Here is a 13,365-nt window from a genome sequence, read left to right as displayed (position 1 = left end):
CCCGTGGCAGTTCCGCTCGGGGTGGGTCGCTCGGGACGCGGGTCAGCGCGGGATGTGGAAGTCCACGAGTTCGGCGGTGCCTCGCGACAGTTCGGACCAGGATCCGCTCACCGTGAGGACCGCGATCGCGGAGGTGGGGAACTTCTCGGCCACCTGATGGGCAGCGTCGGTGCTGTGATCCGTGATGAGCCCGAGGACGGTCGCGGAAAGGGTCGGCTCGTGCCCGATGACGAGCAGGGTGTGCACGTCGTCGGCCGTTCTTCGGATCTCGGCGACCAGGGATTCCGGATCGGCGTGGTACAGGCTGTCGCGGTACTCGACGGGAGCCTCCACGGCTGCTTCGGCGAGTGTCTTGCGCGTCCGGGTCGCGGTGGAGCACAGAACGGCGTCCACTTCGGGCAGGTTCGCCCGGATCCAGCGACCGGCGAGTCCGGCCTCGCGGCGTCCGCGGGGGGAGAGGGGACGCTCGTGATCGTCCACGTCGTCCGGGTACGCGGACTTGCCGTGGCGCAGCAAGATCAGGGTACGGGTCATGGGGTCCACCGTAGAGCGTCCGTTTTCCGGCCGATCCACGCGACCGCGCGAGTGTGATCCTCGACCGTGAACCAGACCGTCAGTCCGTCCTCTCGCAGGGTCGTCCGCAGTGTGAGGGTCTCGCCGGCGGCGACGGGGCGCAGGTGTTCGATCACCGCCCGGTACGGCGCGTCCGGGATGTCCGGCCGGAGGGGCAGGAGCTCCTCGAGGCCGTGCCAGTAGACGGCGTTGTTGACGTGCCCGAACGGGTCGAGGTCGGTGGCGCGTAGGGGAAAGACGCGTTCGTCGTCGACCTCGTCGGGTGCGCGAGCGGGCAGCCACGCCGTCCACTTCAGGCGTGTGTCGTGCGCGTAGCGGGCCATGTGCTCGAACAGGCCGTCGCTGATCCGGGTGGGGGCGCCGGTGGTGGGACCGATGTCGATCCAGAACGCCGCGGTCTCGATCAGCGGGCCGTCCGGGGCGTCGCCGGGGTCATCGAAGCGGACCCGCACGTTCGCCCACCGCGTCGACAGGGCGTCGCACCAACGTCGCAGCCGGAGCGTGCGGCCGTACTCGGCGGGGCGGTGCACGTCGACGATCGTGCGCCGGACGATCCAGAGCGGGTCGGTCTCGGACGCGCCGACGGCGGCGAGGTTGTCGGTGCCGATGTCCTGGAGATAGCGGGCGATGCCGTCGAGCCGCAGTCGCTTACCGGTGTCGACGTCGCCGGTGTGGACGGTGCGCTCGGTGGAGAAGGGGTTCGCTTGCTCGGGCAGTTCCGTCAGCGGTCGCGTCCGAGGCAGATCGGTGCTCGGCGTCGACGTGGCCATGTGTCCCCCCGGGTCGGATGTCCGATCGTGCGATTCTCGCAGTTTCGGTAGGCGGTCGCAGGTTCTCTTGCGAACCCATGGCGACAGCCGCTACAGTCGAATTAACTGTTACGGATCGTTACATGAAATTCGCGGACGCTCCGCCCGGCTGCCGAGGACCCTTCCCATGGCCTATGTGATCACCCAGACCTGCTGCAACGACGCGAGCTGCGTCGCAGTCTGCCCCGTGAACTGCATCCACCCCTCGCCGGACGAGCCCGAGTTCGCCACCGCCGAGATGCTGCACATCGATCCGAAGACCTGCATCGACTGCGGCGCCTGCGCCGACGCGTGCCCGGTCGAGGCGATCCTGCCCGACGACAAGCTCGATCCCTCCCAGATGCGGTTCGCCGAGATCAACGCGGCCTGGTACGAGGACCACCCGGCGCCGGAGGGGTGGAAGCCCCTCGTGCCCACCCCGGCGCCTCCGCGCGATCGTGGAACGCTGCGGGTCGCGATCGTCGGCGCCGGCCCCGCGGCCTGCTACGCCGCCCAGGAACTGCTCGAACGTTCCGAAGTCGAGGTCGAGATGTTCGACCGGCTCCCGACTCCCTTCGGCCTCGTGCGCGCCGGTGTCGCCCCCGATCATCCGGGGACCAAGGCGGTCACGGAATCGTTCGAATGGTCGTTCCGGCGCGAGGAGTTCGCCCTGCACCTTGCCACCGAGGTCGGTCGCGACATCACCCACGCCGAACTGCTCGAGCACCACCACGCCGTGATCTACGCGACCGGTGCGTCGTCCGACCGCCGCCTCGGGGTCGCCGGTGAGGACCTGCCCGGCAGCCACGCTGCCACCGAGTTCGTCGCCTGGTACAACGGCCACCCCGACTACGCCGACCGCACTTTCGATCTGTCCGGCGAACGCGCCGTCATCGTCGGCAACGGCAACGTCGCCCTCGACGTCGCGCGGATACTCACCATGGACGTCGACGAACTCGCGCGCACCGACATCGCCGACCACGCCCTGACGGCGTTGCGGAAGAGCAACATCCGCGAGGTCGTCCTGCTCGGCCGGCGCGGCCCGGCCCAGGCCGCGTACAGCAATCCGGAGTTCCTCGCCCTCGGCGACCTCACCGGGGTCGACGTCGTCGTCGACGACGCCGACCTCGAACTCGATCCGGTGAGCGCCCGGGCCGTGGAGGAGGACGCGGCGACCGCGCTGCGCGTCCGTCTCGCCAGCGAGTACGCCGGCCGGCCCGTCCGTCCCGGGCACCGCCGCATCGTCTTCCGGTACCTCGCCGCGCCGAGCGAACTGCTCGGCGACGACCACGTGACCGGCGTGCGGATCGAACGCACCGAACTCGTCGACGATAGTGGTCGTCTCTCCGCCCGACCCACCGGCCGTTTCGAGGACCTGCCCGCCACGCTCGTACTCCGGTCGATCGGCTATCGCGGCGTTCCCCTGCCGGGTGTGCCCTTCGACGACGTCCGCGGGGTCGTTCCCAACACCGGCGGTCGTGTGGACGCCGGCGTCTACGTCACCGGGTGGGCCAAGCGCGGCCCGAGCGGCGTCATCGGCACCAACAAGGGATGCGCGAAGGAGACCGTCGCCGCGCTGCTGGCCGACTTCGACTCCGGTGCACTCGCCGCTCCCCGCGGCGACCGTCGTGCGCTGAACTGGTTGCTCGCACAGCGCAGGCCCGATCGGGTGGACCTGGACGGCTGGAAGACCATCGACGCGGCCGAGCGGCAGGCCGGACGAGCCCAGGGTCGGCCGCGCGTCAAGATCACCGACCGCGAGAGCCTCGTCGAACTCGGTCGTCGCCGACGCCGTCTTCCGCTGCTCGCCTCGTTGCGTCGTTGACACAGCCGCGGGTGACGCAGGTCGCGGCCTGCCCGGACGTTCGTCGATAGGCTCGGGAGAACCGAATCCCGACCCGAACGGACATGTGCATGAGCAGCGACAACCTCGACCGCACGGCGCTCACGCGCCGCACCCTCATCGGCGGCGCCGGTGTGGTGGCGGCCGGCGCGGCCCTTACAGCCTGCGGATCGTCCGGCGACACCGGCGAGGCGCGATCGGCGGTGCCCGCACCGACCACGACGGCGCCTCCCGGACCCGATGCGGAGGTCGTCGCCGCCGTCGCGGACGTGCCGGTCGGCGGAGGCGTCATGCTCGAATCGAAGAGGCTCGTCGTCACCCAGCCCGCAGAGGGCGACTTCCGCGCGTTCATCGCGATCTGCACCCATCAGGGCTGCAATCTCAGCGGTGTCGAGGACGATCGCATCATCTGCCCGTGCCACGGCAGCCGGTACGACCTCGACGGCGCGCCGGTCGAAGGACCGGCGAAGCGGCCGCTGAAGACCCGTCCCGTGGCGGCCCGCGGGTCCGATCTCGTCGTGGGCTGATCGGTCCGGGGATAGAGTCCGCTCCGTGGAGACCAGCGGAGGCCGGCGACCGAAGGCGCTGCACGGTTGGCGCCCGAAGGCGCTGCGTGACGGTACGGACCCGGACCCTCGTTTCACGCTGGCCAACGAGCGCACCTTCCTCGCGTGGGTGCGGACCGCGCTCGGCGTCATCGCCGCGGCGGTCGCGCTGGAGACCTTCGCGGGCGGCATCGTGTCGGAGGGGCTCCGCACGGTGCTGGCGTGCGTGTTGCTCGGATTCGCCGCTGTGCTCACGGTGTTCGCGCTGATCCGCTGGCACCGCGTCGAGCACGCGATGCGCACCGGACGGGCACTCCCGGTGCCGTGGGTGGCCTATCTGCTCGCCGTGGCCCTCGGGGTCTCGGGGGTCGTGCTCGCCGTCGCGATCGCCCGGTGAGACGAGCCGCACCGTGAGCCGGGACGATCTGCGGCACGGCGACGTCGGTCTGCAGCCCGAACGGACGAGTCTGGCGTGGCTGCGCACCGCCTCGGTGCTCGGTGCGGTGGTGCTCGGATTCATGCGGTTCGTGCCGGGTCCGGGTGCCGTGGTCGCGTCGATCGGCCTGATCTGCCTCGTGCCCGTGCTGGCGGTGCTGCTCGCCTCCCGGATCGGTCACCGCGCGCGAGTGCGCGGTCTGGTCGCGGGTCGCGCGCCCTATTTCTGGTGGCGCAACGTCGCGGTCTCCGCCACGGTCGTGGTGCTCGCGATCTCGTCGGCCGTCCTGATCGTCACCGCCCGCTGAGTGACAACACGCCGATCAGGGCTATCGCCGCGACCCAGACGGTCGCCGCTGCCGCGAGCGCGATCGGACGCCATCCGACGCCGCGGAGCACTTCCCGGCGCACCCCCGCGCCCAGGGCGAACATCGCGACGGTCAGCAGCGTGCGCTGCACCGTCCCCGCAGCCTCCACCACGATCGGATCGAGCAGTCCGGTCGAGCGCAGTGCGACGCACGCGAGGAAACCCAGCAGGAAGACCGGCACGATCGGGGGAGTGCGCTCGTCGCGGCGGTCCTCACCGCGCCGCCGAGCGACGACCCCGACGACCGCCACGACCGGGGCCAGCAGTGCCACCCGCGCGAGCTTGACCGTCACCGCCGCGGCGAGCACCCCACCGGCGGTGGCCTCGAGGGCGGTGCCGGTCGCGACCACCTGGGCGACCTCGTGGATCGCCGCACCCGCCCACAGGCCGGCGGTCCCGGGAGTCAGCCCGAGCATCCCGGCGGCGAGCGGAACGAGCGGGATCATCGCGGTGCCGAAGACGACCACCAATGCGACGGTGGTGACGAGTTCGCGTTTGCGCGAATCGATCACACCGTCGACCGCCGCCGCGGCCGCGGCTCCGCAGATCGAGAAACCGCACGCGATGAGCAGGCGCTGGGTCCAGCCCACCCCGAGCCACCGGCCGAAGGCGAGCGACCCGCCGATACCCGCGACGACGACGGTCGCCGCGACGACCGCTGTGCCCCACCCGAGGTCGACGAGATCGGAGACCGCGAGCTGCACGCCGAGAAGAGCGACGCCCACTCGGAGGAGACGCTTCGACGCCGTACCCAGGCCCGGCTCCAGAAGGCCGACCACCGGTGCGGGCAGACCGATATTCGCCACGACCACACCCAGGACGATCGCGACGAGCAACGGGCTCGTCCCGGGGATCAGGTGCGCCGCTCCCAGTGCGACGACCGCGCCCGCCGCGGCCACGAGGAGACCCGGGACGACGGTGGGCCGGGACACGGGCGCGTGGACGGTGAGCATGCCTCGACTCTTCCGCCGCAGCGGTGTCCGCACCAGCCGTCGATCGGACATGAGCTCATATCGAATGGATATGAGTGGCGAGTGCGGCATATCGTTCGTGCATGACCAGCTGGCCGGATCTCGTCGCTCTGGAACTGCTCGTCGGGGTCGACGACCGGGGCGGGCTCGGCGCCGCGGCCCGCGCGGCCGGTCTCGCCCAACCCAACGCGACCCGCATGCTGCGCCGACTCGAACGGCAACTCGGCGCGGTCCTCGTGCGGCGGGGCCGCACGGGTTCGGTGCTCACCCCGGAGGGCACGGTGGTCGCGCACTGGGCGCGGGAGGTCCTGGCCGACGCGGAACGCCTCCTCGACGCCGCTGCAGCACTGCGCGTCGAACAGCAACCCGAACTGGTGGTCGCGGCGTCGATGACGGTCGCCGAACACCTCATCCCGCGGTGGCTCGGCGCCTTCCGCACGCTCCGCGACGACGTCCAGATCCAGTTGCAGGTCCACAACTCGATGCGGGTGTGTGACGTCGTCGCCGAGGGCGGATGCGACGTCGGGTTCGTCGAGGGGCCGACGGTTCCGGAGGGACTGCACAGTGTCGCGGTGGCACGCGACCGCCTGGTCGTGGTCGTCCCGCCGCAGCATCCGTGGGCACGGCGGCGGCGCCCGCTCACCGTGGCCGAATTCGCGGCGACACCACTGGTCGTCCGCGAGGAGGGGTCCGGTACCCGCCGCACCCTCGACCTCGCGTTGCAGGAGTACGACCGGGCCGCACCGCTGCTCGAACTCGGGAGCGGAGCCGCGGTCCGCACGAGTGTGCTCGGGGGCACGGGCCCGGCGGTGCTGAGCACCCTGGCGGTGGAGGAGTATCTGGACTCCGGCCGGCTCGTCGCGGTCGCGGTGGACGGACTCGACCTGCAGCGTGTGCTCCGCGCGGTCTGGAGGCCGCCGCGGGTGTTGTCCGGTCCGGCGGGGGAGTTGGTCCGACTGATCACCCGTACCCGCTGACCTGGCTTACATCCGGCGCCGGGTCACGCGCGCGAGTGCTGCAACGCACCAGCCCCCGCGACCACCACGAGTGCGATACCCGCGAGGGCGAGAGGTTCGACGACCTGCCCCAGCACCAGAGCGCCGGCGAGCGCTGCGGCGGCGGGTTCGAGCGCGATGAGGATCGCGAACACCTTCTTCGGCAGGTCGCGCAGGGCACGGATCTCGAGGGTGTACGGGATCGCCGACGACAGCAGCGCCACGGCGAGTCCTGCGAGCACGAGGCCGGGCCGGAGGAGCTCGGTGCCGGCCGTCGCCGCGCCGAACGGCAGGACGACGACGGCCGCGATCGTCGTCGCCCCGGCCAGCCCCGCCGATCCGGGCAGGGTCGTCGCCACACGTGAGCCCGCCACGATGTACCAGGCCCACCCCGATGCGGCGACCAGCGCGAAGGCGACTCCGAGCGGATCGGGACCGGTGGACAGCCCGGCACCGTCGCCGACGCCGAGCAGGACCACCCCGCCCAGCGCGAGCACCACCCACAGGGCGTCGCGCATACGTCGGGACAGGATCGCGGCCAGCCCGAGAGGGCCGAGGAACTCGATGGTGACGGTCGCGGCGAGCGGCAGTCGCGTCAACGCTCCGTAGAACGCCGTGTTCATCAGCGCGAGACTCGCGCCCAGTGTCACCACCGCCCGCCACTGTTCCGGTGTCCACGTCCACGGCCGGGGCCGGGTGAACGCGCAGAGGATCACGGCGGCGAACAGCAGGCGCAGGGTCACCGTGCCGAGAGCACCAGCCCGGTCGAACAGGGTCGCGGCGAAGGCCGCCCCGAACTGCATCGACAGCACCGCGGTGAGGACCGCGACGACAGGGCCGACGGTGTGCGTGCGGGAATCGTCGGCCATCTCGTCAGTCTGTCCGACGAGCACGAACGACGCCTGCCGCAAAAAACAATCACACGTGCTTGATTTTGGGGCTGTGGCGTGTGACGCTTGCCGCATGTCCGATCTGTACATCGTGCTCGACGATCTCCGCGCGGAGGGCGACGATCTCGACGCTCTCGTCGCGACCCTGCCCGACGAGAGTTGGGCACTGCCCACCCCGGCGGAGGGCTGGACCATCGCTCACCAGATCGGTCACCTGTTGTGGACCGACCGGGCGGCGCTCACCGCCGTGCGCGACCCGGACGCCTTCGTGGAGATGGTCGAAGCGGCATTCGGCGACCCGCTGGGATTCGTCGACGTCGGTGCCGAGGAACAGGCGGGGCGGCCGCCCGCGGAGTTGCTCGCCGACTGGCGCGACACCCGCCGCGAACTCGCCGACGCGCTCGCCGAACTCCCGCGGGGTACGAAGATCCTGTGGTTCGGACCGCCGATGTCGCCGGCGTCGATGGCGACCGCGCGGCTCATGGAGACCTGGGCGCACGGGGGTGACGTCGCCGACGCCCTCGGTGTCACCCGCACGCCCACCGCGCGCCTGAAGAACGTCGCGCACCTGGGGGTGCGGACGCGCGACTTCGCGTACGTCATCCGCGACCGGAAGCCCCCGGCCGAGCCGTTCCGCGTCGTGCTTACCGCCCCCGACGGGGACAGCTGGGAATGGGGTCCGGAGGACGCCGCGCAGTCGGTCACCGGCCCGGCCCTGGACTTCTGCCTGCTCGTCACCCAGCGCATCCACCGCGACGACACCGCCCTCGTCGCCGATGGCCCGGACGCGGAGGAATGGCTCGGCCTCGCGCAGGCCTTCGCCGGTGCCCCCGGCGCCGGGCGCGAGCCCGGCTCGTCCGCCACCTGAGACCGCCCGCCCCACAGTCGAGACACCTCCGGCCGAGACATCTTCGACCGAAACACCATCCTCGACCGAAACACCATCCTCGACCGAAACACCATCCTCGACCGAAAACACCATCGGAGACATCGTGAGCATGTGGACCACCCCCGAGCGTCTCGCCCTCCGCGAGACCGTCACCGGTTTCGTGAAGCGTGAGATCCTGCCCCACCTCGACGACTGGGAGCGCGCCGGCGAACTGCCCCGCGAACTGCACGTCGAGGCCGCGAAGATCGGCCTGCTCGGCGCCGGATTCCCCGAGGAGGTCGGCGGTTCCGGTGGCGACGGCGCCGACACGCTCACCGTGTGCGAGGCGTTCCACGAGGCGGGGGCCTCGGGCGGCGCGTTCGCATCACTGTTCACGTGCGGCATCGCCCTGCCGCACCTCATCGCGGCCGGCGATCCCGATCAGATCGACAAGTGGGTACGGCCCACTCTCGCAGGCGAACTCGTCGGGTCCCTCGCGATCACCGAACCGGGCGGCGGATCGGACGTCGGTCATCTGACCACCACCGCGGTGCGCGATGGCGACCACTACGTCGTCAACGGCGCGAAGACCTACATCACCTCGGGATGCCGCGCCGACTTCGTGGTCACCGCCGTCCGCACCGGAGGTCCCGGCGCCGGGGGAGTCTCGTTGCTCGTGATCGAGAAGGGCACACCGGGTTTCACCGTCTCCCGCAAGCTCGACAAGATGGGATGGCGCGCGTCGGACACCGCCGAGTTGTCCTTCGCCGACGTCCGCGTACCGGTCACCAACCTCGTCGGCGCGGAGAACACCGGATTCTGGCAGATCGCACAGGGTTTCGTCTCCGAGCGGATCGCCCTCGCCGCCCAGGCCTATTCGGGTGCGCAGCGGTGCCTGGACCTGACCGTCGCGTGGTGCCGCGACCGCGAGACCTTCGGCCGGCCGCTGATCACCCGCCAGGCCGTGCAGCGCACCCTGTCCGAGATGGCGCGTCGCGTCGACGTCGCGCGCGTCTACACGCGGCACGTCACCGAGCGCGCCGTGGCGGGAGAGACCGACCTGATCGCCGAGGTGTGTTTCGCGAAGAACACCGCGGTCGAGGCCGGCGAATGGGTCGCCGACCAGGCGGTTCAGTTGTTCGGCGGCCTCGGGTACATGGCCGAATCGGAGGTCGAACGGCAGTACCGCGACATGCGCATCCTCGGCATCGGTGGTGGCACCACAGAGATCCTCACCGAACTCGCCGCCAAGCGGCTGGGTTACGGCGCCTGACCCACCTGTTCCCTCATGCGACCGTCCACGGCCGCGCGTCCTCTCACCCGACCCGGAAGGCATCCCATGAGCATCATCGAGACCGAAGAACAGAAGGAACTACGCGCTGCGGTGGCGGCTCTGGCCGAGCGCTACAACTACGTCGACTACGTACTTCCCAAGTCGCGCGCGCACGAGCCGCTCACCGAATTGTGGGCGGAGGCGGCCAAGCTCGGCTTCCTCGGCGTGAACCTTCCGGAGCAGTACGGAGGCGGCGGCGCCGGCATCTACGAACTCGCGCTGGTGCAGGAGGAGCTCTCCGCGAAGGGCGCCGGGCTGCTGCTCGTCGTGGTTTCACCGGCGATCTGCGGCACCATCATCTCCAAGTACGGCACCGACGCTCAGAAGCAGGAATGGCTGCCCGGCCTCGCCGACGGCTCTTGCATCATGGCCTTCGGCATCACCGAGGCCGACGCCGGATCCAACTCGCACAACATCACCACGATCGCGCGCCGCGACGGTGACGACTGGATCCTCTCCGGCAGCAAGGTCTACATCTCCGGTGTCGACCAGGCCGACGCCGTGCTCGTCGTCTCCCGCACCGAGGACGCGAAGACCGGCAAGCTCCGTCCGGCCCTGTTCATCGTGCCGACCGATGCCCCGGGCTTCACGAAGACGCCCATGGAGATGGACATCCTCGAGCCGGACTACCAGTTCTCCCTGTTCTTCGACGACGTCCGACTTCCCGCCGACGCACTCGTCGGTGAGCCGGAGGCCGCGCTCATGCAGCTGTTCGCCGGACTGAACCCCGAACGGATCATGGGCGCGGCGATGGCAGTGGGTATGGGCCGGTACGCCCTCGACGCCGCGGTGCGCTACGCCAACGAGCGGACCGTCTGGAAGCAGCCCATCGGTGCGCACCAGGGCATCGCGCACCCGCTGGCGCAGCGCCGGATCGAGCTCGAACTCGCCAAGCTCATGATGCAGAAGGCCGCCGTCCTCTACGACAGCGGCGACGACTTCGGGGCCGCCGAAGCCGCGAACATGGCCAAGTACGCCGCGGGTGAGGCTGCGATCGCCTCGCTGGACCAGGCGATCCAGACCCACGGCGGTGCCGGCCTCACTCGGGAGTACGGCCTCGCGGCGATGCTCGGCGCCGCGCGCATCGCACGCGTGGCGCCGGTCAGCCGGGAGATGATCCTCAACTTCGTGGCCCAGCACTCGCTGGGCCTGCCGAAGTCGTACTAGGCCGACGCTTCCGAGTCGGATGTTTCCGGGTTCGAGGTTTCGGGGTTCGACACCTCGAACCCGGAGGTTCCGATGTTCGGCGGGAAGGAATCCGGCGGGAAGAAACCGGTCGCCTCCTCCGCTGGGAGCAGCGTCCCCAGCAGATAGGCGAGGGACCACCGCAACGAGCTCACGTCCTGCAGCGGCACGGTCTGCTGGTAGCCCACGAGCGTGTACAGGGCCAGCCGCGCGAACCGCTCGGCCTGGTCCCTCGAACCGAGGTACTGGGCCACCGCTTCGGCCACCACCGCGTACCGCAGGTCGTCGACCTCGCTCTGCACCTCGTGGACGCCGGAGTCGCTGTGCGACCAACCGCGGATGGCGGACTCGGCGGAGTGGGGGAGGCTGCACGCGAATTCGACGAGCAACCGGAGCCGCCGGGTCATCGAACCCTCGAGGCGCGCCGCGGCGGCGAGCTGGAGCGTCTGGCTCTCGAGCCAGTGCTGGAGGAATTCGGTCTTGAACTGCGCCCAGCTCTCGAAATAGTTGTAGAACGAGCCGGTCGTCACCTCGAGGTGACTGCACAACCGTGCCTGCTTGAGTCCGGCATGGTCGTTGGTGGCCAGGATGGCCAGCGCGGCGTCGAAGTAGTCCTCGCGCCTGACGGTGGTCGCCACGTGGTGCTCCCCTTTCCCCCCGACCTGTTATACGAGTGTACGGATGATGACCTTTGCGTACGGTCTCGGGGTCGCACGAATACCCGTTCGGCGGAAGATCAGTCGTGACGGAACGGTCGTGACCACGGGGTCGTGACAGGACAGGCAGGAACAGGAGTCCCGATGGCGCGAGAACCGAAGCAGGACCGCAGCCGCGCCACGCGGCGGCGACTGCTCGAGGCGACGATCGACTGCCTCGTCGAATCCGGTTGGGCCGCAACCGCGGTGAGTGTGGTCGCCGAGCGGGCAGGAGTGTCGCGCGGGGCCGCCCAGCATCACTTCCCGACCCGGGAGGATCTCATCACCGCATCGCTCGAGTTCATGTTCGACAGTCGCATCGAGCGGGTCCGCACCGAACCGTTCGACGTGCCCGAGGGCGTCGGCCGCACGGAGGCGGTGGTCGAGCGCATCGTCGACCAATGCACCGGCAACATGTTCAAGGCCGCCCTGCAGGTGTGGACGGCCGCGGCGGCCGATCCGGCTCTGCGCGAGATGCTCCTGCCGCTCGAGGAGAAGTTCGGCCGTGTCTCGCACGCGGTGGCCGTCGAGCAGCTCGGTGCCGACGACACCGACCCGGTCGTGCACCGGACGGTGCAGGCGACCCTGGATCTCGCGCGCGGCCTCGGCCTGGCCGACGTGCTGACCGACGACTCGGCCCGCCGGCGGGAGATCGTCCGTCACTGGGCCGCGCAGCTCGACGAGGTGCTCCGGGAGTCCTCGAGTCGTCGCACACAGGTGGGCCCGGCTCGGTAGTCTTCCCGCCATGCCTCTCCCGCGCATCGGAAGGACGGCGGCTGCCGTGGCGACGGTCGGTCTCATGGGTCTCGGTGCGGCGGCGTGCGGGAACTCCGACGACGCCGGACAGGTCGAGACCTCGCCGACCGCGTCCGTCACCGACCCCGGCCCGCTGTTCGACGAGTGCGGCGCGATGTCCGACGACGAGGTGGCGGCGGCTTTCGGTCTCGGCAGTTTCACGACGGTGACGCGCAACTCGGTGGGCTGCGAGTGGGAGATCTACGTCGGCGGCCCCAGCGTGAGCTTCTCGTGGTACCGGGGAAGTCCCATCGGCCGCGAACGCGCCGGCTCCGATCTCATCGGCCGGCCCGCCGCCGACGTCGAGATCGGGGGACGGTCGGGTTTCATGGGGTCTTATCAGAACGAGCTGGGGCAGACGACGCTGTGCGAGATCGGCGTGGAGTTCGGCGGCGACTTCGTCCACTGGTCGGTCTCGTACTCGAACCTCACGCCCGTCGCCGACGCCTGCGTCGTCGCTCGCGGCCTGGCCACCACGAGTGTGGAAAGGGTGCAGAAGTGAACGCCCGCCGCTGGTGCGCCGCATTCGCGACCGTCCTCACGACGGGTGCTCTGCTCACCGGATGTACCCGCACCATCGAGGGGCGGGCCGTCCCGGAGGGGATCGGCGGCGGCACGGGCGCCGAGTTCACCCGGCTGCTCACCGAGTGCGATGCCGTCGCCGACGAGAAGATCGCCGAGGCCGTGGGCGCGGACTACGTCTATCGCGGATTCTTCGGTGCGATCTGCCGCTGGGACGGTGAGGGACCCACGGGAGTAGTGAAGGTCACCTTCAACTGGTTCGAGACCGGTTCCCTCGACCACGAACGCGCCGCCGCCGAGGGACTCGGTTACGAGATCGAGAACACGACCATCGAGGGCCGGCGGGCACTGCAGATGCGCCGACCCGGCGATCCGCTGTCGTGCGGGGTCAGTTCCGGGGCGTCGACGACCGGCATCTTCGGCTGGTGGGTGCAGTACACCTCCGGGGGAGCGGACCCGTGTGAAGCTGCTGCTACGTTGGCCCGGCTCACACTGAACCTCAGCAGTTGACGGTGTGTGCGGATCCTCGGGAGGGTGCGCGCTTCTCACTTTGACCTCAT

Annotated in this window: 16 protein-coding genes; 11 read left to right on the top strand and 5 right to left on the bottom strand. The window is 70.3% G+C overall.

Features of this window, described 5'->3' with window-relative positions; all coding sequences use genetic code 11:
- Positions 1 to 42 precede the first annotated feature (42 nt).
- Positions 43 to 534, bottom strand: coding sequence for a histidine phosphatase family protein (locus tag K3M35_RS10740; protein WP_006552274.1), 492 nt, complete (start codon positions 532 to 534; stop codon positions 43 to 45).
- Positions 531 to 1,343: an acyl-[acyl-carrier-protein] thioesterase gene (locus K3M35_RS10735; protein WP_220666402.1), complete on the bottom strand. Its 813-nt coding sequence runs from the start codon at positions 1,341 to 1,343 to the stop codon at positions 531 to 533. The genes K3M35_RS10740 and K3M35_RS10735 overlap by 4 nt, the downstream gene beginning before the upstream one ends.
- 166 nt (positions 1,344 to 1,509) lie before the next feature.
- Between K3M35_RS10735 and K3M35_RS10730 the strand changes: the two genes are divergently transcribed.
- From K3M35_RS10730 to K3M35_RS10715, 4 genes are all read left to right on the top strand, one after another.
- On the top strand, positions 1,510 to 3,186 hold the full coding sequence (locus tag K3M35_RS10730) for an FAD-dependent oxidoreductase (RefSeq protein ID WP_220666401.1): 1,677 nt from the start codon (positions 1,510 to 1,512) through the stop codon (positions 3,184 to 3,186).
- A gap of 89 nt (positions 3,187 to 3,275) precedes the next feature.
- Complete coding sequence (locus tag K3M35_RS10725) at positions 3,276 to 3,731, top strand: Rieske (2Fe-2S) protein (RefSeq protein WP_006552271.1); 456 nt, start codon at positions 3,276 to 3,278, stop codon at positions 3,729 to 3,731.
- A gap of 25 nt (positions 3,732 to 3,756) precedes the next feature.
- Positions 3,757 to 4,146, top strand: a complete 390-nt coding sequence (locus K3M35_RS10720) for a YidH family protein (protein ID WP_174556260.1) — start codon at positions 3,757 to 3,759, stop codon at positions 4,144 to 4,146.
- 13 nt (positions 4,147 to 4,159) lie between these two features.
- Positions 4,160 to 4,492: a DUF202 domain-containing protein gene (locus tag K3M35_RS10715; RefSeq protein ID WP_006552269.1), complete on the top strand. Its 333-nt coding sequence runs from the start codon at positions 4,160 to 4,162 to the stop codon at positions 4,490 to 4,492.
- Here the strand turns inward: K3M35_RS10715 and K3M35_RS10710 are convergent.
- Positions 4,479 to 5,504 carry a YeiH family protein gene (locus tag K3M35_RS10710; protein WP_006552268.1) on the bottom strand — a complete coding sequence of 342 codons (1,026 nt, stop codon included), beginning with the start codon at positions 5,502 to 5,504 and terminating at the stop codon, positions 4,479 to 4,481. The two genes, K3M35_RS10715 and K3M35_RS10710, sit on opposite strands and share 14 nt — an antisense overlap.
- Positions 5,505 to 5,605: 101 nt before the next feature.
- Here K3M35_RS10710 and K3M35_RS10705 point away from each other — a divergent pair, with 101 nt between their 5' ends.
- A complete protein-coding gene (locus K3M35_RS10705) occupies positions 5,606 to 6,499 on the top strand; it encodes a LysR family transcriptional regulator (RefSeq protein WP_019291245.1) in 894 nt (297 codons plus the stop codon).
- A 23-nt stretch (positions 6,500 to 6,522) separates the two neighbouring features.
- Here K3M35_RS10705 and K3M35_RS10700 read toward each other — a convergent pair whose 3' ends face one another.
- Positions 6,523 to 7,386 (bottom strand): DMT family transporter, encoded by an 864-nt coding sequence (locus tag K3M35_RS10700; protein WP_037218093.1) that lies wholly within the window; start codon positions 7,384 to 7,386, stop codon positions 6,523 to 6,525.
- Between the two features lie 94 nt (positions 7,387 to 7,480).
- On the opposite strand from K3M35_RS10700, the gene K3M35_RS10695 reads away from it, so the two are divergent.
- The 3 genes from K3M35_RS10695 to K3M35_RS10685 all read left to right on the top strand — a co-directional run bounded on the left by K3M35_RS10695 (position 7,481) and on the right by K3M35_RS10685 (position 10,775).
- Positions 7,481 to 8,275 carry a TIGR03084 family metal-binding protein gene (locus K3M35_RS10695; RefSeq protein WP_220666400.1) on the top strand — a complete coding sequence of 265 codons (795 nt, stop codon included), beginning with the start codon at positions 7,481 to 7,483 and terminating at the stop codon, positions 8,273 to 8,275.
- 124 nt (positions 8,276 to 8,399) lie between these two features.
- Complete coding sequence (locus K3M35_RS10690; RefSeq protein ID WP_024101667.1) at positions 8,400 to 9,548, top strand: acyl-CoA dehydrogenase family protein; 1,149 nt, start codon at positions 8,400 to 8,402, stop codon at positions 9,546 to 9,548.
- A gap of 66 nt (positions 9,549 to 9,614) precedes the next feature.
- A complete protein-coding gene (locus K3M35_RS10685; protein ID WP_006552263.1) occupies positions 9,615 to 10,775 on the top strand; it encodes an acyl-CoA dehydrogenase family protein in 1,161 nt (386 codons plus the stop codon).
- Here the strand turns inward: K3M35_RS10685 and K3M35_RS10680 are convergent.
- Entirely contained in the window at positions 10,772 to 11,431 is a 660-nt protein-coding gene (locus tag K3M35_RS10680; RefSeq protein WP_121208906.1) for a TetR/AcrR family transcriptional regulator, read from the bottom strand. The two genes, K3M35_RS10685 and K3M35_RS10680, sit on opposite strands and share 4 nt — an antisense overlap.
- 162 nt (positions 11,432 to 11,593) lie before the next feature.
- Here K3M35_RS10680 and K3M35_RS10675 point away from each other — a divergent pair, with 162 nt between their 5' ends.
- From K3M35_RS10675 to K3M35_RS10665, 3 genes are read left to right on the top strand one after another with little or no spacing between them, the layout of a single operon-like run.
- Complete coding sequence (locus K3M35_RS10675; RefSeq protein ID WP_220666399.1) at positions 11,594 to 12,223, top strand: TetR/AcrR family transcriptional regulator; 630 nt, start codon at positions 11,594 to 11,596, stop codon at positions 12,221 to 12,223.
- 10 nt (positions 12,224 to 12,233) lie between these two features.
- Positions 12,234 to 12,785 carry a DUF3558 domain-containing protein gene (locus K3M35_RS10670; protein WP_051121622.1) on the top strand — a complete coding sequence of 184 codons (552 nt, stop codon included), beginning with the start codon at positions 12,234 to 12,236 and terminating at the stop codon, positions 12,783 to 12,785.
- The gene (locus K3M35_RS10665; protein ID WP_064060460.1) at positions 12,782 to 13,315 is read left to right on the top strand and encodes a DUF3558 domain-containing protein; all 534 of its coding nucleotides are present in this window, start codon (positions 12,782 to 12,784) and stop codon (positions 13,313 to 13,315) included. Before K3M35_RS10670 ends, K3M35_RS10665 begins: the two co-directional genes overlap by 4 nt.
- Positions 13,316 to 13,365: the final 50 nt, after the last annotated feature.

The sequence above is a fragment of the Rhodococcus sp. DMU2021 genome (assembly GCF_019641445.1).
In the GTDB taxonomy this organism is placed as follows: Bacteria; Actinomycetota; Actinomycetes; order Mycobacteriales; family Mycobacteriaceae; genus Rhodococcus; species Rhodococcus pyridinivorans.
This window is presented reverse-complemented; position numbering and strand designations above follow the sequence as displayed.